The sequence below is a fragment of the Aeromonas sp. FL131 genome (assembly GCF_049860615.1).
In the GTDB taxonomy this organism is placed as follows: domain Bacteria; phylum Pseudomonadota; class Gammaproteobacteria; order Enterobacterales; family Aeromonadaceae; genus Aeromonas; species Aeromonas hydrophila.
Genome location: NZ_CP187595.1, coordinates 1,944,330 through 1,968,848, shown reverse-complemented (window position 1 = coordinate 1,968,848; position 24,519 = coordinate 1,944,330). Strand labels below are relative to the sequence as shown.

Annotated in this window: 23 protein-coding genes and 2 pseudogenes; 17 read left to right on the top strand and 8 right to left on the bottom strand. The window is 62.7% G+C overall.

Annotated elements, in window-relative coordinates:
- Window positions 1–333: 333 nt before the first annotated feature.
- The 3 genes and pseudogenes from ACPW75_RS09215 to ACPW75_RS09205 form a co-directional block, all read left to right on the top strand.
- Entirely contained in the window at window positions 334–714 is a 381-nt protein-coding gene (locus ACPW75_RS09215; RefSeq protein ID WP_077097426.1) for a VOC family protein, read from the top strand.
- A gap of 26 nt (window positions 715–740) precedes the next feature.
- A pseudogene (locus ACPW75_RS09210) lies at window positions 741–890 on the top strand (GFA family protein); the annotation flags it as partial.
- A 43-nt stretch (window positions 891–933) separates the two neighbouring features.
- Window positions 934–1,527: pseudogene (locus tag ACPW75_RS09205) on the top strand (histidine phosphatase family protein); the annotation flags it as partial.
- Between the two features lie 13 nt (window positions 1,528–1,540).
- On the opposite strand, the gene ACPW75_RS09200 reads toward ACPW75_RS09205, so the two are convergent.
- Window positions 1,541–2,836 (bottom strand): sensor domain-containing diguanylate cyclase, encoded by a 1,296-nt coding sequence (locus ACPW75_RS09200; RefSeq protein ID WP_077097422.1) that lies wholly within the window; start codon window positions 2,834–2,836, stop codon window positions 1,541–1,543.
- A 221-nt stretch (window positions 2,837–3,057) separates the two neighbouring features.
- Here ACPW75_RS09200 and ACPW75_RS09195 point away from each other — a divergent pair, with 221 nt between their 5' ends.
- Complete coding sequence (locus tag ACPW75_RS09195) at window positions 3,058–3,468, top strand: SRPBCC family protein (RefSeq protein ID WP_011706200.1); 411 nt, start codon at window positions 3,058–3,060, stop codon at window positions 3,466–3,468.
- A 96-nt stretch (window positions 3,469–3,564) separates the two neighbouring features.
- Here ACPW75_RS09195 and smrB read toward each other — a convergent pair whose 3' ends face one another.
- Entirely contained in the window at window positions 3,565–4,089 is a 525-nt protein-coding gene (gene smrB, locus ACPW75_RS09190; protein WP_011706199.1) for an endonuclease SmrB, read from the bottom strand.
- A gap of 65 nt (window positions 4,090–4,154) precedes the next feature.
- On the opposite strand from smrB, the gene prmB reads away from it, so the two are divergent.
- Both prmB and aroC read left to right on the top strand, forming a co-directional pair.
- A complete protein-coding gene (prmB, locus tag ACPW75_RS09185) occupies window positions 4,155–5,090 on the top strand; it encodes a 50S ribosomal protein L3 N(5)-glutamine methyltransferase (RefSeq protein WP_077097436.1) in 936 nt (311 codons plus the stop codon).
- Window positions 5,091–5,102: 12 nt separating this feature from the next.
- Window positions 5,103–6,191, top strand: coding sequence for a chorismate synthase (gene aroC / locus ACPW75_RS09180; RefSeq protein ID WP_016350634.1), 1,089 nt, complete (start codon window positions 5,103–5,105; stop codon window positions 6,189–6,191).
- Between the two features lie 100 nt (window positions 6,192–6,291).
- On the opposite strand, the gene ACPW75_RS09175 is transcribed toward aroC, so the two are convergent.
- Window positions 6,292–7,107, bottom strand: a complete 816-nt coding sequence (locus ACPW75_RS09175; protein WP_077097420.1) for a substrate-binding periplasmic protein — start codon at window positions 7,105–7,107, stop codon at window positions 6,292–6,294.
- A gap of 323 nt (window positions 7,108–7,430) precedes the next feature.
- Between ACPW75_RS09175 and ACPW75_RS09170 the strand changes: the two genes are divergently transcribed.
- Window positions 7,431–8,831 (top strand): DEAD/DEAH box helicase, encoded by a 1,401-nt coding sequence (locus tag ACPW75_RS09170; protein WP_024945273.1) that lies wholly within the window; start codon window positions 7,431–7,433, stop codon window positions 8,829–8,831.
- Window positions 8,832–8,937: 106 nt separating this feature from the next.
- Here the strand turns inward: ACPW75_RS09170 and ACPW75_RS09165 are convergent, their stop codons facing one another.
- From ACPW75_RS09165 to cra, 4 genes are all read right to left on the bottom strand, one after another.
- Entirely contained in the window at window positions 8,938–9,627 is a 690-nt protein-coding gene (locus ACPW75_RS09165) for an RES family NAD+ phosphorylase (RefSeq protein ID WP_077097418.1), read from the bottom strand.
- Complete coding sequence (locus ACPW75_RS09160) at window positions 9,627–10,031, bottom strand: MbcA/ParS/Xre antitoxin family protein (protein ID WP_077097416.1); 405 nt, start codon at window positions 10,029–10,031, stop codon at window positions 9,627–9,629. Before ACPW75_RS09160 ends, ACPW75_RS09165 begins: the two co-directional genes overlap by 1 nt.
- 261 nt (window positions 10,032–10,292) lie before the next feature.
- Window positions 10,293–11,486: an aromatic amino acid transport family protein gene (locus ACPW75_RS09155; RefSeq protein ID WP_077097434.1), complete on the bottom strand. Its 1,194-nt coding sequence runs from the start codon at window positions 11,484–11,486 to the stop codon at window positions 10,293–10,295.
- A 306-nt stretch (window positions 11,487–11,792) separates the two neighbouring features.
- The gene (cra, locus tag ACPW75_RS09150) at window positions 11,793–12,779 is read right to left on the bottom strand and encodes a catabolite repressor/activator (RefSeq protein ID WP_017410145.1); all 987 of its coding nucleotides are present in this window, start codon (window positions 12,777–12,779) and stop codon (window positions 11,793–11,795) included.
- 305 nt (window positions 12,780–13,084) lie between these two features.
- Between cra and fruB the strand changes: the two genes are divergently transcribed.
- The 4 genes from fruB (at window position 13,085) to ACPW75_RS09130 (ending at window position 17,653) form a co-directional block, all read left to right on the top strand.
- Window positions 13,085–14,185, top strand: coding sequence for a fused PTS fructose transporter subunit IIA/HPr protein (gene fruB / locus ACPW75_RS09145; RefSeq protein WP_077097414.1), 1,101 nt, complete (start codon window positions 13,085–13,087; stop codon window positions 14,183–14,185).
- Complete coding sequence (gene pfkB, locus ACPW75_RS09140) at window positions 14,185–15,174, top strand: 1-phosphofructokinase (RefSeq protein WP_077097412.1); 990 nt, start codon at window positions 14,185–14,187, stop codon at window positions 15,172–15,174. Before fruB ends, pfkB begins: the two co-directional genes overlap by 1 nt.
- Window positions 15,171–16,895, top strand: coding sequence for a PTS fructose transporter subunit IIBC (fruA, locus tag ACPW75_RS09135; protein ID WP_077097410.1), 1,725 nt, complete (start codon window positions 15,171–15,173; stop codon window positions 16,893–16,895). The genes pfkB and fruA overlap by 4 nt, the downstream gene beginning before the upstream one ends.
- Before the next feature lie 185 nt (window positions 16,896–17,080).
- Window positions 17,081–17,653 carry a glucose-6-phosphate isomerase family protein gene (locus tag ACPW75_RS09130; protein WP_256822243.1) on the top strand — a complete coding sequence of 191 codons (573 nt, stop codon included), beginning with the start codon at window positions 17,081–17,083 and terminating at the stop codon, window positions 17,651–17,653.
- 21 nt (window positions 17,654–17,674) lie between these two features.
- Here ACPW75_RS09130 and ACPW75_RS09125 read toward each other — a convergent pair whose 3' ends face one another.
- Entirely contained in the window at window positions 17,675–18,682 is a 1,008-nt protein-coding gene (locus tag ACPW75_RS09125) for a LacI family DNA-binding transcriptional regulator (protein WP_044799945.1), read from the bottom strand.
- A gap of 212 nt (window positions 18,683–18,894) precedes the next feature.
- On the opposite strand from ACPW75_RS09125, the gene ACPW75_RS09120 reads away from it, so the two are divergent.
- The 6 genes from ACPW75_RS09120 to ACPW75_RS09095 all read left to right on the top strand — a co-directional run bounded on the left by ACPW75_RS09120 (window position 18,895) and on the right by ACPW75_RS09095 (window position 24,510).
- Entirely contained in the window at window positions 18,895–20,661 is a 1,767-nt protein-coding gene (locus tag ACPW75_RS09120) for a class I mannose-6-phosphate isomerase (protein ID WP_252410679.1), read from the top strand.
- Between the two features lie 5 nt (window positions 20,662–20,666).
- A complete protein-coding gene (locus ACPW75_RS09115; RefSeq protein ID WP_077096267.1) occupies window positions 20,667–21,098 on the top strand; it encodes a PTS sugar transporter subunit IIA in 432 nt (143 codons plus the stop codon).
- Window positions 21,099–21,107: 9 nt separating this feature from the next.
- Window positions 21,108–21,602 (top strand): PTS system mannose/fructose/N-acetylgalactosamine-transporter subunit IIB, encoded by a 495-nt coding sequence (locus ACPW75_RS09110; protein WP_077096266.1) that lies wholly within the window; start codon window positions 21,108–21,110, stop codon window positions 21,600–21,602.
- Between the two features lie 12 nt (window positions 21,603–21,614).
- Window positions 21,615–22,418: a PTS mannose/fructose/sorbose/N-acetylgalactosamine transporter subunit IIC gene (locus ACPW75_RS09105; protein WP_039213311.1), complete on the top strand. Its 804-nt coding sequence runs from the start codon at window positions 21,615–21,617 to the stop codon at window positions 22,416–22,418.
- A complete protein-coding gene (locus ACPW75_RS09100) occupies window positions 22,418–23,266 on the top strand; it encodes a PTS system mannose/fructose/sorbose family transporter subunit IID (RefSeq protein ID WP_044799949.1) in 849 nt (282 codons plus the stop codon). The genes ACPW75_RS09105 and ACPW75_RS09100 overlap by 1 nt, the downstream gene beginning before the upstream one ends.
- An 86-nt stretch (window positions 23,267–23,352) precedes the next feature.
- Window positions 23,353–24,510, top strand: coding sequence for an AGE family epimerase/isomerase (locus ACPW75_RS09095; protein ID WP_077096265.1), 1,158 nt, complete (start codon window positions 23,353–23,355; stop codon window positions 24,508–24,510).
- Window positions 24,511–24,519 lie beyond the last annotated feature (9 nt).

Below are 24,519 nucleotides of genomic sequence, written 5' to 3'. Positions count from 1 at the left end.
GCAGGATAGAGTGCGGTGCTGGATCTCTATCAGCGTATAAGCGTGCTCGGTGATAAAAATATCCGGCAACAATGGCTGAGGGGGGCATAGTCAGTCAAAAATATCGCGCTGGCCCTGTTTTTAATCTTGGCTGTGTGTCATCGGATATTATTTATTAGGGCCGAAATTGGTGACTGCCAGGTGTTATTGTGCTGCCTCCTTTTTGTCACTAGGTACCCATCGCCCGAATATTCATCTCTATGGAAGCAGGCATATCCAGCGGTTAAAAAGCATTGGCCATTACCCCGCAATGGGGTATCACTGTGTCGATGAGTGCAAATCAAAGGAGACTTCATGTTCAATATTGCCATGCATTTTGAAATCCCGGTGACGGATATGGCGCGTGCCACGGCGTTTTACCGCCGTGTGTTTGGCATCGAGTTCGAGTTGACCCAGATTGATGGCAACGAGATGGCATTGTTCCCGCTGATGGAAGGGGTGGAGGGTTGCTCCGGCGCCTTGGCCAAAGGGGAGAGCTATGTGCCCAGTATCGACGGCACGCGGATCTATTTCGCGGTCAGCGAGATTGAGCGGGTGATGGCGATGGCCCTGGAAACCGGGGCCCGGCTGCTCTACCCGGTAACTCAGGTTGGGGAGGGCATCAAGGTGGCCGAGTTTCAGGACTTGGAAGGTAATCGGATTGCATTGCAGGAGCGTTGGCTGCCGGCCTCGTGAGCTATCCCACAGCCGGTTTTGTGATGATAGTACCGGCCGGCCTGTTTCAGAGCGAATCCTTCCAGCTGGCGAGCCAGATCTTCATCGATGAAAAGCCGGACTTCTACGAGCTGAAAAACGAGACACCGACCCTGACCGGTCAGCAGGTGTTCGAGCAGTTTGCGTCCAAGCCGTGAGAACGGGCTGCGCGAGCATCGGCCGCAATCAAAGGAACAGACAATGCAACTGGTGGTGATGCGCCATGGGCAAACCCCGGCCAATGCCGAGGGGCGCTATCAGGGGGCGCTGGATATCGGTCTGAGTGACACCGGGGTGGCCCAGATCAGATCGCAGGCAAGGGCGCTGGCCTTGGCGCAGGCTCCGTTTCAGCGGCTGCTGAGCTCCCCTTTGCTGCGGGCACGGCAAAGCGCGGCCCTGGTGGCGGACGAGCTGGGGTTGCCGGTGACGCTCGTCCCCGCTTTTCGTGAGCGCCATGTCGGGGTGTTCGAGGGACTGACCCAACAAGAGGCGAGGGAGCGTTACCCTGCGCTGTGGGCACGCAACATCACCCGGCGCTGGGCCGAGGCCCCACCTGGGGGCGAATCGCTGGACGAAGTCATTGCCCGGGTCGGGCTGGGACTGGCAGAACTGGCGCAGAGCGGCCGCCAGGAACGGGTGCTGCTGGTGGCGCACGGCGTAGTGGCCAAGGTGATCCGGGCGTTGACCGTGGCGGGATTTGACGACTTCTTCGAGTGGCAGCTGGCCAACGGGGCCGTGCTGGAGGTGTCGCTGGCATGTGGCGACGCTGGCGGGCCGCTGAGTTTCTTTGCCCGACGCGTATTGCCTGTCAGGGGGTATCTGGCAGTGCTTTTCTTAAGCAGTTGCGCCCCTGTTTCTTGGCCAGATAGAGGGCGGTATCGGCCCGGCGCACCATGCGTTCCACCGTATCCTGCGGGCCCAGGCTGGCACTGATGCCGATGCTGATGGTGAGCGGCACCTCGGTGCCTGGGCCCAGCTGATGCAACTGCGACTCGACGGCGAGGCGGATCCGCTCCGCACTGGCCCAGGCCAGCTCCAGCGAGGTTTCCGGCAGCTGCACGATGAACTCCTCGCCGCCCCAGCGGCCCAGCATGTCCACCTCCCGCAGCTGTTTGGCAACCCGTCTTACCAGGCTGAGAATGGCCTGATCCCCTTGTTGATGGCCATAGGTGTCGTTGATCTGCTTGAAGTGATCGATGTCGATCAGCAGCAGGCTCATGGTGTGGCCGAAGCGCTGACAGCGTTGCATCTCCAGCTTGACCAGCTCGTCGAAGCGGCGCCGGTTGGCGATCCCGGTGAGGGGATCCGTGGTGGCCGCCACCTTGAGCTCCTCCACCAGCCGGGCCCGTTCCGAGATATCCCGCAGGATGGCGGTCATCTCGGTAGTCTGACCCAGATTGATCTTGGCGATGGTCACCTCCAGCGGAAATTCGCTGCCGTCGCGGCGCAGCCCCATCACGGAGGCGCGGGCATGCATGGGGCGCGAGTTGATGGGGGAGTTGCTGAAGGCCTTGAAGTAGCCATCGTGGTTGGCCCGAAAGCGCTGGGGCAGCAGGGTCTCCAGCCGTTTGCCGAGGTAGCTCTCGTCCACCCCGAACATCTCGCAGGCAGCGGTGTTGATAAGTTCGATGCGCGACTCGCTGTTGACGCTGATGATGCCGTCGTAGGCGGAGTTGACCACCGCCTCGAAGCGCTTGCGGCTCATCTTGAGCGCCTCTTCCAGCTGCTTTTTGGCGGTGATGTCGATGGCGGTGACCATGATGCGGGTGATGCGGGACTGCTCGGGAATAATGGGGGAGATGACAAAACGCCACCAGCTGGTGCGCGACAGGGTGTCGATGGGCAGCTCGCTCTCGAGCCCCGTCTGCTGGCTCACGCACTCGTGCATCGGCTGCTCGATGCTGCCGGTGATGTAGCGGGGAAACATTTCATTCAGGCGCTTGCCGATGCTGCCGAGCACGTCCAGCTCGAAGGCTTGGGCAAAGGTGTCGTTGGCGGAGACCAGGGTAAAGCGATCGTCGTCGTCGAGGGAAAACACTGCAACGGCGGCACCGATGGCATCGAGAGACGACTTGATGTCGGCATGGGAACCCTGTGTGAACATGCAACCTCCATGGCGAATAACGTATTGATATTCAGTATAGTGCGGCCGTTTTTGATCCTTGTCCCGCAGGCAGAAGCAACACCTTGCCACTGGGTGGGCGGTGGTCAGCCCCGCCAGATGGACTGGCTCGACGCCATCGGCTGGGCTTTACTTGCTGGCATCCGCAAGCGAGCTGGCCGGCATGGCCAGTCATCCCACAGCAAACTAGCACGGAGCGCGTCATGAAGATCAGCATCGAGGCACATATCGAGCAGGAGATAGAGGCCGTCTGGTGGGCCTGGAACGATCCGGACTGCATCGCCAGATGGAATGCGGCCTCCAGCGACTGGCACACCACCGGCAGCCGGGTCGACTTGGTGGTGGGCGGGCGTTTTTGCCATCACATGGCGGCCAAGGATGGCAGCGCCGGTTTTGATTTCACCGGCACCTTTACCCGGGTGGAGGCACCGACCCGCCTCTCGTTCGTGATGGATGACGGGCGCGAGGTGGATGTGCAGTTTGCGAGCGAGCCGGGCGGCACCTGGGTGCAGGAAACCTTCGATGCCGAGACGAGCCACACCCCGGCCCAACAGCAGGCGGGCTGGCAGGGGATCCTCGACAATTTCAAGCGTTATGTGGAGGCGGCGGGCTAGGGGAGGTGCCTGCGTCCATAAAAAAACCACCGCCAGGTCGCGGTGGTTTTTTTATGCTGCTTTGCACGTACGCCAGAGCATGCCAGAGGACGAAGGCTACTCCTCGATATCCAGCAGCACCAGGATGGCGCTGTCGCCGCCCCACTCGCGGGGGGCCTGATGGAACGCCTGCACGTTGGGGTGCTGGGCCAGCCAGCTTGGAATGCGCTGCTTGAGGATATGTTTGCCGATGCCGTGCATCACGGAGGCGACGTGGATGTTCTCTTTTTGGCAGAGGGTCAGCAGGGCCGCCAGCTCCTGTTTGGCCTGCTGCTGGTTCATGCCGTGCAGGTCCAGGTAGATCTCCGGCGGATAGCTGCCGCGCTTGAGCTTTTTCAGCTCGAATTTTGACACATCTTCGCGCACGTAACGGGTCGGTCCATCGGCCTCGAGATGGGGCTGGTACTCATCGCTGAAATAGTGGTCAACCCCAAGCTTTTCGCGGCTCTCACGCAGTTCGCGTTTCTGCTTGACCGGGCGCAGGTCGGCCCTTATGGTATCTTGCTTGATTTTCCGGGTACCTTTTATCGCATCGCGGAACAGCTGGGTTTCCTCGTCTGTCGGTGAGGGCGTTTTTTTCATCAGGTACTCGTCTTGCTCGCTGTATAGAATTCTCGGGCCGGATATTACTCGACTTGGAGGTGGATTTGGACAAGATATTTATCGATGAGGTGGTTGCCGAGATGCACACCATCCAGGACATGTTGCGCTGGGCCATGAGTCGTTTCAACGACGCCGGGATCTTCTACGGACATGGTACCGACAACGCCTGGGATGAAGCCGTGCAGCTGGTACTGCCCGCGCTACATCTGCCGCCGGACGTGGATCCGGGCATGCGCCACTCCCGTCTGACCACCAGCGAACGGCACCGTATCGCCGAGCTCATCATCCGCCGCGTGCAGGAGCGGGTACCGGCCGCCTACCTGACCAACAAGGCCTGGTATGCCGGTTGGGAGTTCTACGTGGACGAGCGAGTGCTCATTCCCCGTTCCCCCATCGCCGAGATGGTGGCCAACCGCTTCTCTCCTTTCCTCAAGCATGAACCGACCCGGATCATGGACCTGTGCACCGGCTCCGGCTGCATCGCCATCATCATGGCCCACGAGTTCCCACAAGCCGAAGTGGATGCCATCGACATCAGCGTCGATGCCCTCAACGTGGCCGAGCGCAACATCAACGATCACGGCTTGGAGCAGCAGGTCATTCCGATCCGCTCCGATCTGTTCCGCGATCTGCCGGTTGGCGACAAGTACGATCTCATCGTCTCCAACCCGCCCTACGTGGATTCCGAAGACATGTCGGATCTGCCGGACGAGTTTCGTCACGAACCCGAGCTGGCGCTGGCCTCCGGCTCTGACGGCCTCAAGCTCACCAAGCGCCTGCTGGCCAATGCCGCCGACTTCCTCAAAGAGGACGGCGTGCTGGTGGTCGAGGTGGGCAACAGCATGATCCATCTGGAAGCCCAGTTCCCGGACGTGCCCTTTACCTGGGTCGAATTCGAGAACGGCGGTCACGGCGTGTTCGTGATGAGCCGTGCCGATCTGGTGCAATACCAGGACTATTTCGCGATTTACAAGAGCTAAGCAGGAGCACTCATGGCAGGGAACAGTTTCGGCCAACTCTTTCGTGTGACGACCTTCGGCGAGAGCCACGGCCTGGCGCTGGGCGCCGTGGTCGACGGCTGCCCGCCGGGACTGGAGATCAGCGAAGCGGATCTGCAGGGGGATCTGGACCGGCGCAAGCCCGGCACCTCCCGCTACACCACGCCGCGCCGCGAGCCGGACGAGGTGAAGATCCTCTCCGGGGTGTTCGAGGGCAAGACCACCGGCACCTCCATCGGGCTCTTGATCGAGAACACCGATCAGCGCTCCAAAGACTACTCCGACATCAAGGACTTGTTCCGTCCGGGCCACGCCGATTACACCTATCACCAGAAGTACGGCCAGCGCGACTATCGCGGCGGCGGTCGTTCCTCCGCCCGTGAAACCGCGATGCGGGTGGCGGCGGGGGCCATTGCCAAGAAGTACCTGAAACAGGTGCACGGCATCGAGATCACCGGTTTCCTCTCCCAGCTCGGCCCCATCAAGGCAGAAGCCTTCGACGCGGCGCAGATCGAACAGAATCCCTTCTTCTTCCCCGATGCGGGCAAGCTGGAAGCGCTCGATCAATACATGCGCGACCTGAAAAAAGAGGGCAACAGCATCGGTGCCAAGGTGCAGGTCATCGCCAGCAATGTGCCGGTGGGCCTCGGTGAGCCTGTGTTCGATCGCCTCGACGCCGACATCGCCCATGCCATGATGGGCATCAATGCGGTGAAAGGGGTGGAGATTGGCGACGGGTTCGCGGTGGTGGAGCAAAAAGGCTCCGAGCACCGTGACGAGATGACCCCGGCCGGCTTTGCCAGCAACCATGCGGGCGGCATTCTGGGCGGCATCTCGTCGGGTCAGGATATCGTGGTGAGCTTAGGCTTAAAGCCTACCTCCAGCATCACGGTACCGGGCAAGACCATCACCACAGAGGGTGAGGCCACCGAGATGATCACCAAGGGTCGTCACGATCCTTGCGTCGGCATCCGTGCCGTGCCCATCGCCGAGGCGATGCTGGCACTGGTGCTGATGGATCACCTGCTGCGCCACCGTGCCCAGAACCAGGGCGTGCTGACGCATACCCCGCAACTGCGCTGATCGGCCTGTTCACTGCTCGGCTGATCGAGTAGTGCAGCCACAGACACAGTCAAAAGGCGACCTCAGGGTCGCCTTTTTCATGGGCCTTCATCGCGCTGGGTTATTGGTTGGGTGTCACCTGCTCAGCCGCCGGGTTGTCGAGCCGGCAGGGGGGCGGCGCCACATCACGGCCGGGTGGGGGCAGGCCGGCAATCACCTCATTGACCTGGGTGAGCTGCTCGTCGGTGACGGCCGAGCTGGCAAACATCAGGCTGACCGGTTGGTGATGGAGCAGCAACTGACAGCGGATAAAGCCGTCGGCCCCCAGCTGTTGCAGCCGGTAGCGGGCGTATTGCCACTCCATGATGACGCCGTCCAGCCGGCGGGCCAGCAGCAGATCGACCAGCCGGTCATCCGCGTTGTATTCACTCGCCTGCTTGAGGGCGGGGCACGCTTCCATCAGCTGGATGGGGCGGGTGCCGCGCAGCTTGCCAAGGCGCAGCTGGCTTTGCTGGCAAAGCTGTGGCAGGTCTGACACCGCCAGCCAGGGATCACGCTGGCCCGGGATGGGGTTGTTGCTCAGCAGCACGAAGGTACTGCGCCGATAGGGCACCGAGAAGCGGGCAAAGGCGCGCCGCTCCGGCGTATCGAGAGCCCCCATGGCCACGTCCAGCTGCTGCTGTTCGAGCAGATGGATGGCCCTGGCCCAGGGCAGGTTGCGAAAGTGGGATTCCAGCCCCGCCTGGCTCAGGATCTGGCGGGTCAGGGTGACGTCCAGCCCATCCAGCGTCCCCTGGGGATTGATGTAACTGAACGGGGGCCAGTGACTCCAGGCCACCGACAACCTGGGCTTGGCCTGCAGCGGCAGAGAGAGCCCAACTGCCAGCAGGAAGAGCAAGAGCCAGCCAGGGGCGGCCGACAGAAGATGAACACGCATGAACCTGAACCTCCTTGTACAGGACGGATGCGGCGGTATCGCCGTTATCTGGCATCAAGCATAGCCTGATTCGAATGAGTTCTTGAGCGGCTTTTCCGGGCGGGACGGTGACCTGCTTTTGGCAAACATGCTGGGAGGAACGTCACATTTTTCTCGTTTCTCCTCAATAACTCCGTTAGACTGCGCCCCTATTCTTTCCCCTTTGCTCTGCTCCCCGGGGAAATCGTTGTGTTCTCAACAGGCCCGAGTCTGGCGAGATGGCATCGGCTCAGCAGAGGAGCCCCATCCCGGATTGTCGGCGCCCCTATCCCTAGCAGGTAACTATGAGTTTTACTTCCCTCGGTCTGGCCGAACCCTTGTTGCGTGCCGTTGCCGAGCAAGGCTACGACACCCCGTCTCCCATTCAGCAACAAGCGATCCCGGCGGTACTGGCTGGCCGTGATCTGATGGCCGCCGCCCAGACCGGGACCGGCAAGACCGCAGGTTTTACCCTGCCGATGTTGCAGCGTCTGACTGAAAGCAAGCGCAAGGTCTCCCCGAACCGCATCCGTGCCCTGGTGCTGACTCCGACCCGCGAGCTGGCCGCCCAGGTGGGCGAGAGCGTGCGCAACTACGGCAAACATCTGCCGATCCGCAGCCATGTGGTATTTGGCGGCGTGAGCATCAACCCGCAGATGATGGCCACCCGCCGTGGTCTGGACGTGCTGGTGGCCTGCCCGGGCCGCCTGATGGATCTCTACAACCAGAACGCCGTCAAGTTCGACGAAGTGGAAATCCTGGTGCTGGACGAAGCGGATCGCATGCTCGACATGGGCTTTATCCGCGATATCCGCCGCATCCTGGCCCTGTTGCCGAAGAAGCGCCAGAACCTGCTGTTCTCCGCCACCTTCGCCGACGAGATCCGCGAACTGGCCACCGGTTTGCTGGACAACCCGGCGGTGATCGAAGTGACCCCGCGCAACAGCACCGCCGAGCGTATCGAGCAGCTGGTACACCCGTGCGACAAGGCCAACAAGATTGCGCTGTTGAGCCATCTGGTCACCAGCAACAACTGGCAGCAGGTGCTGGTGTTCACCCGTACCAAGCACATGGCCAACCGCGTCGCCGAGACCCTCGACAAGAACGGCGTCAGCGCCGCCGCCATCCACGGCAACAAGAGTCAGGGTGCCCGTACCCGCGCCCTGGCCGGTTTCAAGGATGGCAGCGTCAAGGTGCTGGTGGCGACCGACATCGCCGCCCGTGGTCTGGACATCGACAAGCTGCCGCAGGTAGTCAACTTCGAGCTGCCGAACGTGGCGGAAGACTACGTGCACCGCATCGGTCGTACCGGCCGTGCTGGCGCCGCCGGTCATGCCATCTCCCTGGTCGCGGCCGATGAAGGCAAGCTCATCAAGGCCATCGAGCGGCTGACCAAGCAGAACATTCCGTGCGAGCAGGTGGCCGGTTTTGAAGCTTCCCGCGAAACCCTCGACAACATCGCCCGTGGCATCGGCGCGCCGCTGCGCAAAGAGCCGCGCGATCCGAGCGAGCAGCGCCGTGCGCCGCGCCCGCAAGGTCAAGGCCAGCGTCAGGGTGCCGGTCGCTCTGCCAACGGTGGCAATGGCGGCGGTAACCGCTCCGGCAACGGTGGCAAGCCCAAGCCCCAGGGTGGCCAGCGCCCGGAAGGCGGCGCCGGCAAACCGGCTCAGGCTCGTCGTCCCCGTCGCGCTACCCACAACCAGTAAGCGGCCTGGGAGCCTGCTCCCCGCTCGGTTGATGTAAAAAGCCCCGCCAGTCTGGCGGGGCTTTTGTATATCTAGGAGTCGGCCGAGTGAGGCGGGGCAGTGCCCGTCATTCGCCATAGAGGGTGATTTGCAACACGTTGGCGATGGCGCTGCCGTTCCAGTGGTACTCCAGATGGCGGGGCTGATGGACGCGGCTGACCAGGCGCGGGCGATAGAGCAGGTAGCAGTCGTGGCCGCTGTGGCGCACCGAGCGGTAACAGATGCCGTCCACATCCAGGGCTTTCTGCTCGCGGGCGAAGGCCTGGGAATACCCGTAGTCGGTCGCATGGTAGAGCGGTGTGGCGAGAAAGGCTTCGCCGGTAATGTCGACCAGGCTGGCGCTGAATTCGGCATGGATCACCCGCATCTGCACTTTCTGGGCGGGTTCACGGGTGTAGCCGAAGACGCGCTCCTGGTGGTAGACCGTCTCCTTGATGGCGGTGTCGAGGCTGGGGGCGCAGTAATAACCGCCAAAATCACCGGTGGTGAAGCGGGCCCCTTCCGGATTGAGGTGGGTGAAGGCGGCCATCACATGGCTGCCGCCGGGCAAGCCTACCAGCCAGTCCGCTTTCGGTACCCGCGTCAGCTCGCCGGCCTCTTCCCTCAGCCTGTCGTTGGTCAGCGCCTCGATGGCCCAGACTGCCTCCAGTTCGTCGGCGTTGGCCACATCCTCATAGAGGCAGATGGTGGGGTAGCGGCTCGGGATGATCCGGTAGGCGGACTCGTCCTTGAATGCACGCTGCGGGGGAGTCTGCATCAGGCTATGCCTCCGCGCCAGGCGTGCAGGCGGGTAGCGACCTCATAGAGATCGGCCACGCGGCCACCCTGCATCACCTCCATGGCGCTGCGGCCGGCGAAGAAGGGGTGGCTGTTGGACTTGCGTACCCAGCCATAGATACTCTCGTCCGCGCTGAACAGCACCCGCAAGCTCTTGTGAATGTTGAGCAGGTAGCTCATTCGCTCCTGCAGATCCGCACTCAGTCTGATCCCGCCGTGGGACTCCTTGTACTTGTTCAAGGTTGAACGGGAAGAGATGCCGAGCAGTCGCAACTGTTCATCTGTGTTGCACTGCCATTTGTCCAGGATGCGAAACACCACCGGCAGCGCCTTGCTGGGATCAACGGCGCCATCTTGCCGTTGAACGTGTGCGGTTGCGACCATGTCAGGCTCCTTGCGGGATTGAGCGTGTGTTCTGTTGCCAAAAAGGCGATCTGTTATCAGTGTACAAGAACTGTTCACATATATACAGGGTGTCGATGTATTGTGCATATATGAATGCGTGGTGTATCAGAGAGATGATCACCGCGCCAGCGGCTCCCTTTATATCGATGGCATGTACCGATGGCATAGAAAAAGCCCCGCCAACTGGGTTGGCGGGGCTTTTGTGCTTTTGCTATTGGGGCATGCAATACCGGCTCTGGCTTAGAGCGCGGGCAGCAATCCCATGCTGACGCTTATCTGCACCCCGACGATCAGCACCCCCATGGCGCCGGCAAGGCCCAGGGCCAGCACGCCGCCCGGGGCGCGGTAGTGGTGCGCCTCGGTTTGCTTGCGGCTCTGCCACACCAGGGCCACCGGCAGCAGCACCGCCAGCACCGCCAGCGCAATGGCGGCGTAACCGAGCGCCATGATGAAACCCTGCGGGAAGTAGAGGGCAAACAGCAGGGGCGGCACGAAGGTGATGAGGCCGGTCTGGGTGCGACCTTGCCAGTTGTCCTTGCGACGGGTCACCTTGGCCATGAAGTCGAACAGTCCCAGCGTCACCCCGAGGAAGGAGGTGGCCAGCGCCAGATCGGCGAACAGGTGCATCGCCTGGTTGAAGGCGGGCCAGCTCACCAGATTGCCGACGTTGGCCAGCAGGCTGTCCAGCGCCCCGCCGGTCTGGATCAGGGATTGTTGACCTAGCAGCCCCAGGATGGCGACTTGCCACAGCACGTAGAGGATGAGCGGCAGGGCGGAGCCCCACACGAACACCCGGCGCAGCTGCTTGGGGCAATCCCCCAGGTAGAGCATCACGCTCGGGATGGAGCCGTGAAAACCGAACGAGGTGAAGATGACCGGCAGGCCTGCCAGCAACAAGCCCTGACCGAGCGGCATGGAGAGCAGGTGTTGCCCCTCGGCACGCGGCAGCAGCAGCCCGAGGACAGCCACCATGATCACCAGCTTGACGGTGAACATCAGTCGGTTGAGGTAATCCACCTGTTTGGTGCCAACGCACACCATGCCGCCAAACAGCAGGGTAAAGGCCCAGGCCGCCTGCTCCTGGCTGAGGGGCAGGCCGGCATCGGCCAGCGCCTGGGCCAACAGGCTGCTGCCGCCGCTGATGTAGGCGGAGGCCAGCGAGTAGAACAGCATCAGAATGCAGAAGGAGGCAATGCGCTTGCCCCAGGGGCCGAGCAGGTGATCCGCCAGCTGGTGCAGGTACCACTTGCCGGTGTTGAGGCTGGCTTCCACCTGCAGCATGGCGGTAAAGGCCATCAGGCCCCAGAGACCGATCATCAGGAGCAGGGTGACGGGCCCGCCAAGGGAGGAGGAGGCCAGCGGCAGGGCCAGCATGCCGGCGCCTATGGTGGTGCCGGCAATCAACAGGGTACATCCCAGGGTTTTGGTATTCATGGTGTCCATCCGAATCGAGAAACTGCGCCGTGCGCAGCAGGCATATGAGGTGTTGGCAAGGCGCCTCCGGGGTCGAGACCGGAGGCTAGCAATATCGGAGTGAACCCATCGTTACGAAAAATCCGCTTGTTGTAAAAGATGGTTGCCAACTTAGCGAATTAAAATGTTGGATACAAGCGTGTAAAGGCGGATTTTGTACTGGGTGGGTAGAATAAGTGGAAATAAAAGATGACAGGAGTGCGCCTTGGCTGGTGAAAAAAAGCGCCGCTACGAACCGGGTCGCAGCGGCGCGTGATGCAGAGAGGATTAGCGGCGGCGCTTGAGGGTACGGCTCACATAGTGCAACCCGCACTGATATTCACCGCCAATCGCCTTGAGGGCCAGCTCCAGCGCCTGGCTGGCGAGGGCATCGTGTTGCTGGGGCAGGGAGTTGATGCCGAAGGGGAGAAAATCGAGCAGGCGATCGTCGCCAAAGGTGGCCATGGCCAGCCGGCTCATGTCGGTCTCCTGTTCCAGCAGATAGTCGAGCACCCCCTCCATCAGAATGTAGGAGGTGGCCACCAGTGCCTGGGGCAGCTGGCCGAGCTGTTGATGCAGCGTCTTGATCAGGCGGTAGCCCTCGGCGCGGGAGAAGTGGGCCCCTTCACACAGATGGCAAGCCGTGCTGTGGCTGGCGACGGCCTGCTCGAAGCCTGCCTTGCGTTCACGGCTGATCGTGAGCGCCGGCAGCGCGGTGATCAGGGCGATGTGCTTGATTGCCGGCGAGAGCAGGGAGGCGGTGAGATCGCAGCTCGCCTTCTGGTTTTCGCTGGCCACGGTGACGAACTTGTCGGCCGCCATGGCCCGGTCGATGGCGAGCACCTGGATGCCGCGCGTCTGCAGGCCGAGGTAGAAGGGATCTTCGGGTGGCAGGCAACTGGCCACCAGCAGTGCATCCACGTGGCGACTGGCCAGCATCTCGGCCAGCTCTTTCTCGGTAGCGGGGTCATCTTCCGAGCAGACGATCAGCAGCTGATAACCCTGTACCCGCGCCCCTTGTTCCAGCCGTTTGGCGAGCTTGGCATAACTGGCGTTCTCCAGGTCGGGCAGGATGAAGCCCAGGGTCTTGGTCTGGCCACCGCGCAGGGAGGCGGCGCGGCTGTCCGGCTGGTAGTTGTGGGCGGTGACCACCGCCATCACCTTGTCGCGGGTGGCCTGGCTGATGCGGTATTGGTCGGCCTTGCCATTGATCACATAGCTGGCCGTGGTGCGCGAGACACCGGCGAGGGCGGCGATTTCATCCAGTTTCATCATGTTGGCTCTGTTTGAGTTGCAAGGCCCACGGGCACTGCCTGGTGAGGGCACCGAAAAGTGTGCGCGGGATCATATCATTGAAAAGCACTCTTTGTGGGTACTTGATCAATTCGCTGAAACGATTCAGTCTGAGTGTAAGTGAAACGATTCAGCTTGTCAGCAGACAATCGATGGCCGGGCATAAAAATCGGGTATGACCCGCGAAGGGATGCAATCCGGTCTATTGTCAGCAGGCGAGTGGTAAGAATGGTTATGTTTGATGAGCCGGTACGGCCAGGCCGCCCGGCACCTGATGGAGAATCTCTATGTTGAAGTTGGCGCGACAGCAGATCCTGCTGGGGCAGTCGGTGGCGACCAAGGCCGAAGCCATTGCCCTGCTGGCAGGCAAACTGACCGAAGCCGGTCTGGTGGAAGCGGGATATGTAGATGGCATGCTGGCGCGTGAAGCGCAGCACGCCACCTATCTTGGCAGCGGCATCGCCATTCCCCACGGCACCACCGACACCCGGCATCTGGTGAAGAACACCGGCGTCATGGTGGCCCAGTTCCCGCAGGGGATCGAGTGGGATGAGGGGCAGATCGCCTATGTCGCCATCGGCATCGCCGCCAAGTCCGACGAGCATCTGGGCATTTTGCGCCAGCTCACCCACGTGCTGGGTGACGAGCAGGCGGCGGCGCAATTGAAAGAGGCCACCGATGCCGACACCATCATCAATATCCTGACCGGTGCGACGGCGGCCAAAGAGGTGCAGTTCCTGGCTTTGGCCGACTTCCCGGCGGACGATCGCGACCAGCTGCTGCTGGGCGCAGCCGCCCGCGCCAAATCCGCCGGCTGGGGCGATGCCGCCATGGTGAGCGCCCTGCTGGCAAGTGAACCCGCCTACCTGGGCGAGGGCATTTGGCTGGCCCGGACGCAAGCAGCCCAGACCGGCTGGGTGCTGGCCACCCCGAGCAGCGCGCTGAGCGCTGGTGATCTGCCGGTCAGCGCCCTGCTGCTGCTGTGCGCCGCAGATAGCGGCCATCTGGCGCAGCTCGACAACCTGGCCAAACTGGCCGCTGCCGGTCAGCTGGCTACGCTGGCAAGTGGCGAGGGGCTGGCCATGTTGCAAGCGGGGCCGGCCAGCGGTCTTAGTGAAACTTTCACCATCATCAACCCCCACGGGTTGCACGCCCGTCCGGGCGCCATGCTGGTCAAGGTGGCCAAAGAGTATGAATCCGATATTCGCGTGGCGAATCTGGATGGCAGCGGCGAAGCGGTCTCCGCCAAGAGCCTGATGAAGGTGATTGGCCTTGGCGTCAAGTGCGGGCACCGTCTGGCGTTTCGTGTTGAAGGCCCGGATGCCGAAGCGGCGCTCAAGGGCATAGGCGCCGCCATTGCGGCCGGTCTGGGCGAGGGGGCGCACTGATGGACATAGTGACCATCACCCTCAATCCTGCGCTCGATCTCACCACCCGTCTCGAGGCGATGAGCCTGGGCGAGGTGAACCTGGTGAGCGAGGCCAACCTGCGTGCGGCGGGCAAGGGGATCAACGTCGCCATGGTGCTCAAGGACTTGGGCCGCGAGGTGGGCGTCACCGGCTGGCTTGGCGCCGATAACCAGCAGAGCTTCGTCTCCCTGTTTACGGAACGTGCTCTGGCCGATCACTTCGTGCGCGTGGCGGGCAGCACCCGCATCAACGTCAAGATCTCCGAGCAATCCGGTCGGGTCACCGATCTCAACCTGCCGGGGCTCACCATCCACCAAGGGGAAGTGAGCGCGCTGGAGCAGGCCATCGACCAACTGGCAGCGCACGCCGACTGGTTTGTGCTGGCGGGCAGCCTGCCCAAAGGGGTGGCCCCCGATTACTGCGCCCATCTTATCCGCCTGCTCAAGGCCAAGGGCAAGCAGGTGATCTTCGATTGCAGCGGCGCGGCCTTAAGCGAAGGGATCAAGGCGGCGCCGACCCTGGTCAAACCCAATCTGGAAGAGCTGAGCCAGTGGGCGGGCCGCCCCATCAAGACCCTGAGCGAGCAGGCCGAATGTGCCCGCGCGCTGCAGGCAAGCGGCATCCCCAACGTGGTGATCTCCAACGGCGCCGATGGCCTCATCTGGTTTGCCCCGGATGCCGTCTGGCAGGCGATTCCGCCGCGCATGCAGGTGGTCAGCACGGTCGGTGCCGGCGATTCCCTGGTGGCAGGTCTTGCCCATGGTCTCAGCCTTGGCTGGGCGCCGGAGCAGACCCTGCGGCTGGCCACCGCCGTCTCGGCGCTGGCGGTCAGCCAGGTGGCGGTCGGCTTTAGCGATATCTGTGTGCTCAACCCCTTGCTTGAACAGGTGCGCGTACAGCGTCTGGATGCGCTGGCTCCGGTTCAATGCCATACCCCCTCAATGGAAAACTCAGGAGATGCCCAATGAAAGCAATCTTGGTTACGGCTTGCCCGGCGGGCATTGCCACCAGCTTTCTCGCTGCAAAACGGATAGAACAGCAGGCCAAACTGGCTGGCTGGGAGCTCACCCTCGACGTCGGCTCCAGCGTGCAGCCCCGCCAGGTACCGAGCAAGGAGCAGATTGCCGCGGCCGACCTGGTGCTGGTTGTCGCCAGTGCTCCGGTGGATCTCGCCGCCTATGACGGCAAGCGGGTCTATCAGGGCAGCATGGATCTTGCCCTGCAGGATCCGGCCGCCTTGCTGGACGCTGCCGCCAGCGGTGCCAGCCTCTATCGCCATCAAGCCGCGCCCGTTGCCGCCAAACCGGCAGCCGCTGGCAAGCGCATCGTGGCGGTGACTGCCTGTCCGACCGGGGTGGCTCATACCTTCATGTCGGCAGAAGCGCTGGAGACCATGGCCAAACAGCTGGGTCATCAGATCCGCGTCGAGACTCAAGGCTCGGTCGGTGCCCAGAATGCCCTGACTGCCGAGGAGATTGCCGCCGCCGATCTGGTGTTCCTCGCCACCGACATCGAGGTGGACATGGCCCGTTTCGACGGCAAGCCGGTCTATCGCACCAGCACGGGCGCGGCGCTGAAGAAAACCCGTGCCGAGCTCGACAAGGCCTGGACCGAGGCGAAAACCTATCGCCACAGCGGCGCCAGCCAGCCCAAGAAAGAAGAGAAGGCTGGCCCCTACAAGCACCTGCTGACCGGGGTCTCCTTCATGCTGCCGATGGTGGTGGCGGGCGGTCTCATCATCGCGCTCTCGTTCGTATTCGGTATTGAAGCGTTCAAGGTGGAAGGCACTCTGGCCGCGGCTCTGATGAAGATCGGTGGCGGCTCCGCCTTTGCCCTGATGATCCCGGTGCTGGCCGGCTATATTGCCTACTCCATCGCTGACCGTCCGGGCCTCGCTCCCGGCATGATCGGCGGCATGCTGGCAAGCTCGCTGGGCGCCGGCTTCCTTGGCGGCATCGTGGCCGGTTTCCTGGCCGGTTACAGCGCCAAGTACCTGAGCGACAAGGTGCGCCTGCCGGTGACCCTGGAAGCGCTCAAGCCCATCCTGATCATTCCGCTCTTTGCCAGCCTGTTTACCGGCCTGGTGATGATCTACGTGGTGGGTGGTCCGGTGGCCGGCATCATGAATGCCATGACCACCTTCCTCAACAACATGGGATCCGCCAACGCCGTGCTGCTGGGTGTCATCATCGGCGCCATGATGTGCTTCGACATGGGTGGCCCGGTCAACAAGGCGGCTTACGCCTTCGGGGTCGGCCTGCTGGCCTCCAAAACTTACGCCCCGATGGCTGCCGTGATGGCCGCTGGTATGGTGCCGGCACTGGGGATGGGGATCGCCACCTTCCTGGCCCGCACCAAGTTCATCAAGGCGGAGCAGGAAGCGGGTAAAGCCTCCTTCGTGCTGGGTCTGTGCTTTATCTCCGAGGGGGCCATTCCGTTTGCCGCCAAGGATCCGATGCGCGTTATCCCGGCCTGCATGGTCGGCGGCGCCCTGACCGGAGCGCTCTCCATGCTGTTCGGCTGCGAGCTGATGGCACCCCACGGCGGTCTGTTCGTGTTGTTCATCCCGCATGCCATCAGCAACGTCATGATGTATATCGTGGCGATTGCAGCAGGCTCGCTGCTGACCGGTGTCTCCTACGCCATGCTCAAGCGCGGCGAAGAGCAGGCCAAGCTGGCCACGGCATAAGCCGCTAACCAGCGATACGCCATACAAGAGAGCGGCCTTTGGGCCGCTTTTTTATTGCCCCAATTTATTGTCCAAAAAAGTGACGAGGGTAGGGCAACCTGGCTTGTGGTTAATGGATTAACCCTCTAGCGTGGAGCCCCGAAGGGCGCCGCTGCGCCTGCCGATAACCCGATCCCCAGGAGCTGATGATGACCCCCATGATCCCCCCCATCCTCGATTTTGCGACCGGCAAACTCGGCGGCGCCGAGCTGGTGGAAAAGAGCACCACCCTGGCTGACCTGCAGGGGCTGTTTGCCGATCCGCACGCCGAGGCGGCGCTTTCGCCTGATACCCGGCTCTATCGGGTCGCCATGCTGCCCGGTCATGGCGGCGAGGGGGATCTCAACATGGGGGTCACCTATCTGGAGGCGGGCCGGGTTGGCCAGGAGTTCTTCATGACCCGCGGTCATCTCCATGCTCGTGCCGAGCAGGCCGAATACTACTTCGGGTTGTGCGGAAAGGGGCTATTGCTGTTGCAGGATATGGCCGGTGTCTGCCGGCTGGAGCAGGTCTTTGCCGGCAGCGTTCACCATATCCCTGGCCATGTGGCCCATCGACTCATCAACACCGGCGCGACGCAGCTCTCGGCGCTGGCGGTGTGGCCCGCCGTCGCCGGTCACGATTACGAAGCGCTGGGAGCGCGCGGCTTTGGCCTGCGGGTGCTGGCCGGGGAGGATGGCACGCCCCGCATTGTCACTTCTGCTGGGCAAGCAACTTGAAACCGCGCTTGCGGCGGCCCGCTAGGGGCTGCCGCAGGATTGGCGCACCACCAGGGTGGGGGGCAGAATGATGCTCTTGGCCGGTTCGTCGTTGCCGGCCATCCGCTCGAGCAGCAGCTCGCCGGCTTTTCGGCCGATCTCCCGCGACGCCACCGAGACGGTGGTGAGGGGCGGGTCCACCAGCGCGGTTTCCGGCAGATCGTCAAAGCCCACCAGTGCAACGTCCTGACCGATGACCCGCCCCAGCTTGCGCAGCGCCAGAATGGCGCCGAGCGCCACCACGTCCTGATAGCAGACCGCCGCCGTCACCTCGGGATGCTGTTCCAGCAGCGCCGCGATGGCACGGGTGCCTTCCACCCGGCTGGCGCCGCAGCCGATGATCCACTCCGGTCTTGGGGAGATGCCGTGTTCGAGCAACTTGCTCATGTAGCCGCCGAGGCGCTGGGAGCGACTGATGGAGGCGGGGTTGCCCCCGACAAAGGCAATATGGCGGTGGCCCAGCTTCAGCAGGTGTTCGGTCGCCAGCTGGCAGCCCAGGAAGTTGTCGGTGCCGACGAAGTCGATCGCCACGTCCGGCACCGGCCGCACGATCAGAATGGTGGGCATGCGGCGGCGCTGCAGGCTCTCGAAGAAGCTGCGGGGAGTGGTCTGGGTGGCGCAGATCACCATGCCGGCGGCGTTGTTGCGCTGCAGCGAGTCGGTGAACTGCTGCTGCCGGGTGGCCGACTCCTCGCTGTTGGCCAGAAACAGCATCAGATCGTGATGCTCCATCTCCCGGCTCAGGCCCGCCGTCATCTCCGCATAGAAGGGGTTGGTGATGTCGTGCAGCAACAGACCGACCTGGTTGCTGCTCTTGTTGCGCAGGTTGGCGGCGGTCTGGTTGTAGACATAGCCGAGCTCGTCGATGGCCCTGAGTACCCGCTGGCGGGTGTGCTCGGAGATGCGCCCCTTGTTGCGCAGGGTCATGGAGACGGTGGCAGTCGACACCCCCAGATGGCGGGCGATGTCGGCAACGGTCACATTGCTCATGGGATGGATCCTGTCAGGGAGTAGGCCTCAAAGGTATATCGATTAACCTTCTGTTGTTAACGTGCCATGATGAAATTGCCGTCATGATCACATATTTCGCCCATGTTGGCGATCAAATACACCATTTTATGAGGTTAATCTTGTTTATCAGGTTGTGGTTAACAGGTTAATCGATTTATCTCTTTCGTAGGTGTCAACGAGAGAGCAAGCCAATGATTCATTCGAGTTACGTCTCCAACTACGACAAATTCCCGGAAGTGGTGGTCGCCGGCCATGAGGGCGCCGCCTGTGCCGGCTGGCACGAGATAGCCCGGCGACTGCAGGCCGCGGCAGACGGGCAAGGTGGGGCAAGGGTAGTGCTGGTGATCGACTGCTATCACGGCGTGGATAAGGACGAGCTGCGTAGCCAGCTGCTGGCGAGGCTTGGACCCCACACGCTCATCGAGGTGGAGCAGGCCCGCCTGCCCGAACCAAAAGTGCTGGCGATGCTGGATCGCTTCATCACCGACGACCGGGTCTTTGGCGTGCTGGCCCCCCACAAGATGGTGGAGTTTTTTGACCCGGCCGCGCTGGCGCGTCTGCAGCAGCAGGTCGCAGAGATAACCGGTGGCCTGGTGGTGGTGATGGGCAGTGGCGCCTCCCTGGTGGCCGAGGGGGACGTGCGGGTCTATGCCGATCTCGCCCGCTGGGAGATCCAGCAGCGGCTGCGTCGCAAGGAGATCGGCAACTGGGGGGCCGGCAACGAGGAGGAGGACATACTGCGCCGCTACAAGCGCGCCTTCTTCATCGAGTGGCGGGTGTTTGACCGCCATAAACTGACCCAGCTGCCCACCATCGATTTCCTGCTCGATACCAACACCCGAGGCAAGCCGACCCTGGTGACGGGGCAGGCGCTGCTGGCGGGGTTGCATCAGGCAGCGCGCCAGCCGTTTCGGGTGGTGCCCTTCTTCGACCCCGGGGTCTGGGGCGGGCAGTGGATGAAGCAGGTGTGCGATCTGGACCCGGCTCAACCCAACTATGCCTGGTGCTTTGATTGCGTACCGGAAGAGAACAGCCTCTACCTGCGCATTGGCAAGGTGCGGGTGGAGATCCCGTCGCAAAACCTGGTGCTGTGCCAGCCCAGCGCCCTGCTTGGGGAGCGGGTACACGCCCGCTTTGGCGCCGAGTTCCCGATCCGGTTCGATTTTCTCGATACGGTGGGGGGGCAGCCGCTCAGTCTGCAGGTGCATCCGCTGACCGAATACATCCAGCAGGAGTTCGGCATGCACTACACCCAGGACGAGAGCTACTACCTGCTCGATGCCAAGCCGGACTCCTGCGTCTACCTCGGTACCCGCAACGGTATCGACCCGCAGGCGATGCTGGCGGATCTGGCTGCCGCCCAGCGCGGCGAGAAGCTCTTTGATGACGAGCGTTTCATCAACCGCTTCCCGGCCCGCAAGCACGATCACTTCCTGATCCCGGCTGGAACCGTCCACTGCTCGGGAGAGGGGGCCATGGTGCTCGAGATCAGCGCAACCCCCTACATCTTCACCTTCAAGCTGTGGGACTGGGGTCGGGTCGGGCTCGACGGCATTCCGCGCCCCATCCATCTGGCGCATGGCAGCAAGGTGATCCAGTGGGAGCGCGATACCGACTGGACTCGCGAGCATCTGGTCAATCGCATCGAGCCCATTGCCGAGGGGCCAGGCTGGCGCGAGGAGCGCACCGGGTTGCACGAGCGGGAATTCATCGAGACCCGTCGCCACTGGTTCAGTGTGCCGGTGGAACACGACACCGGCGGCACCGTACAGGTACTCAATCTGATCGAGGGGCGAGAGGCGACGGTGGAAAGTCCCGACCATGCGTTCGCGCCGTTTGTGGTGCACTACGCCGAGACCTTCATCGTCCCGGCCTCGGTGGGGCGTTATTGCATCCGCCCTAGCGGTGAGAGTGAAGGGGCGACCATCGCCACCATCAAGGCCTATGTGAGGGGGTAACCAAGATGCTGAGGATCCTTATCGCAACCCATGGTTCACTGGCGCCGGCCCTGCTGGCCAGCGCCAGCATGGTTTACGGCGAACTGCCCGCTGTGGCGACCGTCTCCCTCACCGAAGAGGGGGGAATAGCGGCGTTTCGCAGCGAGTTTGAACAGACCCTGCGCCACCATGGCGCGGGGGCTGACGGGGTGCTGGTGCTGTGCGACATGGAGTGCGGCACCCCCTACAACGTGGCGTGCCGCTTCGCGTTTGACCCCGAATGGCGGCAGCCGCTGGCGGTGGTGACCGGGGTCAACTTCCCCATGCTGCTGATGAGCGCCGATCTGCTGGATGCCGTGGATGTGCACGAGGCGGCCCGCCAGTTGCTGGTCCAGGCGCTGGAATCCATGGTGATCGCGGCCCCGGCGGTTGCACACCAGCAAGACGACAACTTCTAGGAGAGCGAGATGGCCATTTCATTTGTACGCATTGACGATCGGGTGATCCATGGTCAGCTGGTGACGCGCTGGGCCAGGGAGCTGCCTTGCGACGGCATCGTCGCGATCGATGACGAGGTGGCGGCCGATCCGCTGCTCTCCCAGGTGATGATCGGTGCCGTGCCTGACACCCGGGTATGGCTGTTCGACGTGGCGACGGCGATTGCCAAGCTGCCCAAGGTGATCGCCAGCGACAAGCGCTACTTCGTGATCGGCAAGTCGCCGGTCACCCTGCAGCGGCTCTGCGCCGCCGGCATCTCCCTTGAGAATCACAACGGCAAGATCAACGTCGGGCCCATGAGTGCCCGCGAGCAGACCACCACCATAGGCCCCAACCAGTCGGTGACGGCGCAAGAGATCGCCGCTTTTGACTATCTGGCCAACCTTGGCCACGAGATCGACTTTCGGCTGGTGCCGGATGCCAGCCACTACAGCTGGGCGGATGCCCAGAAAAAGCTGAAATAGGGAGCAAACATCATGTTTCTGGAAGCAACACTCATCGGGATACTCTGTTATCTCGGTGCCCTCAGCAGCCCCTGGCTGCTGGGATTGACCGGGGGCTGGTACACCATCACCCGTCCGCTGGTCTCGGGCATGCTGGTGGGGGCCATCCTCGGTGACATCCAGACCGGGATCCTCATCGGGGTGGCGGTGCAGGCGGTCTACATCGCCATGGTGACGCCGGGCGGTTCCATGCCGGCGGATCTCAACTTCGTCGCCTTTCCGGCCATTGCGCTGGGCATCCTGTCGGGCAAGGAGCCGTCAGTTGCCGTGGCCATTGCCGCCACCATAGGCATTGCCGGCACCATCCTCTTCAACTTCATGATGGTGCTCAACTCCTACTGGAACCACAGGGCCGACGTGGCACTGGAACAGGGGGACGAGCAGGGGGTCTACCTCAACAGCGCCATCTTCCCGCAGGTCAGCAACTTCGTGCTGCGCTTCGTGCCCACCTTCATCGCCGTCTATTTTGGCAACCAGTACATCGAAGGCTTCATGAACAGCCTGCCGGAGCTGGTGATCCGCACCATGACGGTGGTGGGCGGCATTCTGCCGGCGGTCGGCATCGCCATCCTGCTCAAGCAGATCATCAAGCAGAGCAGCATGCTGATCTATTTTCTGGTGGGCTTTGTCGGCATCGTCTTTCTCAAGCTCAACATGGTGGGGCTGGTGATGATCGGCGCCCTGCTCGCGCTCATCCACTACAACTACAAGCCGGAGCCGCGCCCTGCGTCGGCTGCCCGCGCTGCCACCCAAACCGACGATGAGGATGAATTCTGATGGACGCACAGCTGCAAGCGGGCCAGCCGGTGAGCAAGGCGCCGGTGGCCCTCACTCTCAAGGATCTGCGTGCCTGCTGGCGCGCCTGGATGATGTACAACCTCTCCTCCATGAGCTTCGAGCGGCTCGAATCCTTCGGCTTCTGCCTTGGCATGATGCCGGCGCTCAAAAAACTCTATCCCGGCAAGGCGGAGCGGACGGAGGCGATGAAGCGTCACGCCTCCTTCTACAACACCGAGCCTCAGCTTGGCGCCATCATCAACGGGTTGGCGGTAGGGCTGGAGGAGAAGCGGGCCAACGGCGAGCGGATCGATGGCGAGACCATCAACACCCTGAAAGTGGGGTTGATGGGGCCCATCGCCGGGATCGGGGACTCCATGATCCCGGGCATGCTGGTGCCCATTCTGCTCAGCATCGGCATGGCGCTGGCCGCCGGCGGCAGTGTGCTGGGGCCGCTCTTTTACATCATCAGCTTCAACGCCATCGTCATCACCGGCTCCTACATGCTGTTCATGAAGGGCTACCGGATGGGGACCGGCTCGGTGGAGGCGCTGGTGAGCTCGGAGTCGGTCAAGCTGCGCGAGGCGCTCTCCCTGCTCGGGGTCTTCGTGATGGGCGGGGTGGCGGCCAGTTACGTCAATCTCTCCACCGGGCTCGATTTCGTCACCTCGGACGGGGTCAATATCCAGGTTCAGAGCATGCTGGACGGCATCTTTCCCAAACTGATGCCACTGCTGGTGGTGCTTGGCACCTGGTATCTGATGGCCAGACGCAACGTCTCGCCGGTCAAGGCCATGCTGGGGCTGCTGGTGCTGGCCTTTGTCGGGGTCGCCGTCGGGCTCTTCTAGGCCGGTTGAGGGTGAGCACAGACAGGGGAGAGCGGGGCTCTCCCTTTTCATGGGCTGGATGATGGGTTGGCTGGAGAGGTGCTGAGATGCATGACGAGATAAGAGAGGCCGCGCGGCGCTGCCGACGCTGGCTGGTGGAGGAGGCGCTGCCTCACTGGGGGGCAAGGGGTTTTGATTGGGAGCGGGGGCTGTTTGCCGAGGGGCTGGATGGCGCAGGCGCGCCGCTCTGGCAGCCCATTCGTTTTCGGGTGCAGAGTCGCCAGATCTACGTGTTCAGCCACGCAGCCCTGCTCGGCTGGTATGAGGGGGGCGAGCTGGCAGAGCGCTGCGCCAAATTCGGCATGAGGCGCTTTGATGATGGCACCGGCAACCAGCAGTTTTCCCTCAATGCAGATGGCTCGCCTGCCGACGGTTCGGTGTGCTGCTACGAATACGCCTTTGCCCTGCTGGCCGAGTGCTGGCTCTACCGTTTGAGCGGCGAGCCGCGCTGGCAGCTGCAGGCCGAGTCGCGCTATCAGGCCATCGAACTGCTCTTTACCGATCCTGTGTATGGCGGGTTTCACTCCTGCTTTCCGCCAAGCGTGCTGCGCTGTCAAAACCCTCATATGCATCTGTTCGAAGCGCTGCTGGTGGCGGCGGAGTGCTTTGATGATCCGCGCTGGCAGGGGCGCACCCATCGGCTCTATCAGCTGTTTCGCCAGCGCTTGCTGGAGCCCGCCTTGCTGCGGGAGTTCTTCGATGAACGGCTTCTCCCGACCCATCCCGATTCGCACCTGATCGACCCGGGCCATCACTACGAGTGGTGCTGGCTGCTGGCCCGTTACCGGGCATTGGCACAAGAGTGGGAATGTGGGCCGAGTGAGCGCGAGATCGAGGAGGGGATCGCCATCCTGACCCGCTTTGCCGCCGCTCACGGCCACGGGCCGACCGGGCTGGTGCTGGATGAACTCACCGATGACGGGCTGCCCCATCGGACGACCAGCCGGCTCTGGTGTCAGACCGAGCAGCTCAAGGCGCTGCTGGCAGCCTACGAGCGGCGAGGGGAGGCTGAGACAGCCCGCCGGATTGGTGAGGTGGTGGGGCGGATCTTTGACTATTACCTGATGCCGGCGCTGCCGGGTCAGTGGCTAGATCAGGTGGATGTGACGGGGGCGCCGTTGGCCGACCATGCACCGGCCAGCACCTTCTATCACCTGTTCGTGGCGTTCAGCGAGCTGGTGCGGGTGGCGCAAAGGGAGGGGTAAAGAGGGATA

Coding starts and splice junctions, on each gene's coding strand:
- ACPW75_RS09215 (WP_077097426.1), top strand. CDS start 334: ATGTTCAATATTGCCATGCATTTTGAAATCCCGGTGACGGATATGGCG.
- ACPW75_RS09200 (WP_077097422.1), bottom strand. CDS start 2,836: ATGTTCACACAGGGTTCCCATGCCGACATCAAGTCGTCTCTCGATGCC.
- ACPW75_RS09195 (WP_011706200.1), top strand. CDS start 3,058: ATGAAGATCAGCATCGAGGCACATATCGAGCAGGAGATAGAGGCCGTC.
- smrB (WP_011706199.1), bottom strand. CDS start 4,089: ATGAAAAAAACGCCCTCACCGACAGACGAGGAAACCCAGCTGTTCCGC.
- aroC (WP_016350634.1), top strand. CDS start 5,103: ATGGCAGGGAACAGTTTCGGCCAACTCTTTCGTGTGACGACCTTCGGC.
- ACPW75_RS09175 (WP_077097420.1), bottom strand. CDS start 7,107: ATGCGTGTTCATCTTCTGTCGGCCGCCCCTGGCTGGCTCTTGCTCTTC.
- ACPW75_RS09170 (WP_024945273.1), top strand. CDS start 7,431: ATGAGTTTTACTTCCCTCGGTCTGGCCGAACCCTTGTTGCGTGCCGTT.
- ACPW75_RS09165 (WP_077097418.1), bottom strand. CDS start 9,627: ATGCAGACTCCCCCGCAGCGTGCATTCAAGGACGAGTCCGCCTACCGG.
- ACPW75_RS09160 (WP_077097416.1), bottom strand. CDS start 10,031: ATGGTCGCAACCGCACACGTTCAACGGCAAGATGGCGCCGTTGATCCC.
- ACPW75_RS09155 (WP_077097434.1), bottom strand. CDS start 11,486: ATGAATACCAAAACCCTGGGATGTACCCTGTTGATTGCCGGCACCACC.
- cra (WP_017410145.1), bottom strand. CDS start 12,779: ATGATGAAACTGGATGAAATCGCCGCCCTCGCCGGTGTCTCGCGCACC.
- fruB (WP_077097414.1), top strand. CDS start 13,085: ATGTTGAAGTTGGCGCGACAGCAGATCCTGCTGGGGCAGTCGGTGGCG.
- pfkB (WP_077097412.1), top strand. CDS start 14,185: ATGGACATAGTGACCATCACCCTCAATCCTGCGCTCGATCTCACCACC.
- fruA (WP_077097410.1), top strand. CDS start 15,171: ATGAAAGCAATCTTGGTTACGGCTTGCCCGGCGGGCATTGCCACCAGC.
- ACPW75_RS09130 (WP_256822243.1), top strand. CDS start 17,081: ATGATGACCCCCATGATCCCCCCCATCCTCGATTTTGCGACCGGCAAA.
- ACPW75_RS09125 (WP_044799945.1), bottom strand. CDS start 18,682: ATGAGCAATGTGACCGTTGCCGACATCGCCCGCCATCTGGGGGTGTCG.
- ACPW75_RS09120 (WP_252410679.1), top strand. CDS start 18,895: ATGATTCATTCGAGTTACGTCTCCAACTACGACAAATTCCCGGAAGTG.
- ACPW75_RS09115 (WP_077096267.1), top strand. CDS start 20,667: ATGCTGAGGATCCTTATCGCAACCCATGGTTCACTGGCGCCGGCCCTG.
- ACPW75_RS09110 (WP_077096266.1), top strand. CDS start 21,108: ATGGCCATTTCATTTGTACGCATTGACGATCGGGTGATCCATGGTCAG.
- ACPW75_RS09105 (WP_039213311.1), top strand. CDS start 21,615: ATGTTTCTGGAAGCAACACTCATCGGGATACTCTGTTATCTCGGTGCC.
- ACPW75_RS09100 (WP_044799949.1), top strand. CDS start 22,418: ATGGACGCACAGCTGCAAGCGGGCCAGCCGGTGAGCAAGGCGCCGGTG.
- ACPW75_RS09095 (WP_077096265.1), top strand. CDS start 23,353: ATGCATGACGAGATAAGAGAGGCCGCGCGGCGCTGCCGACGCTGGCTG.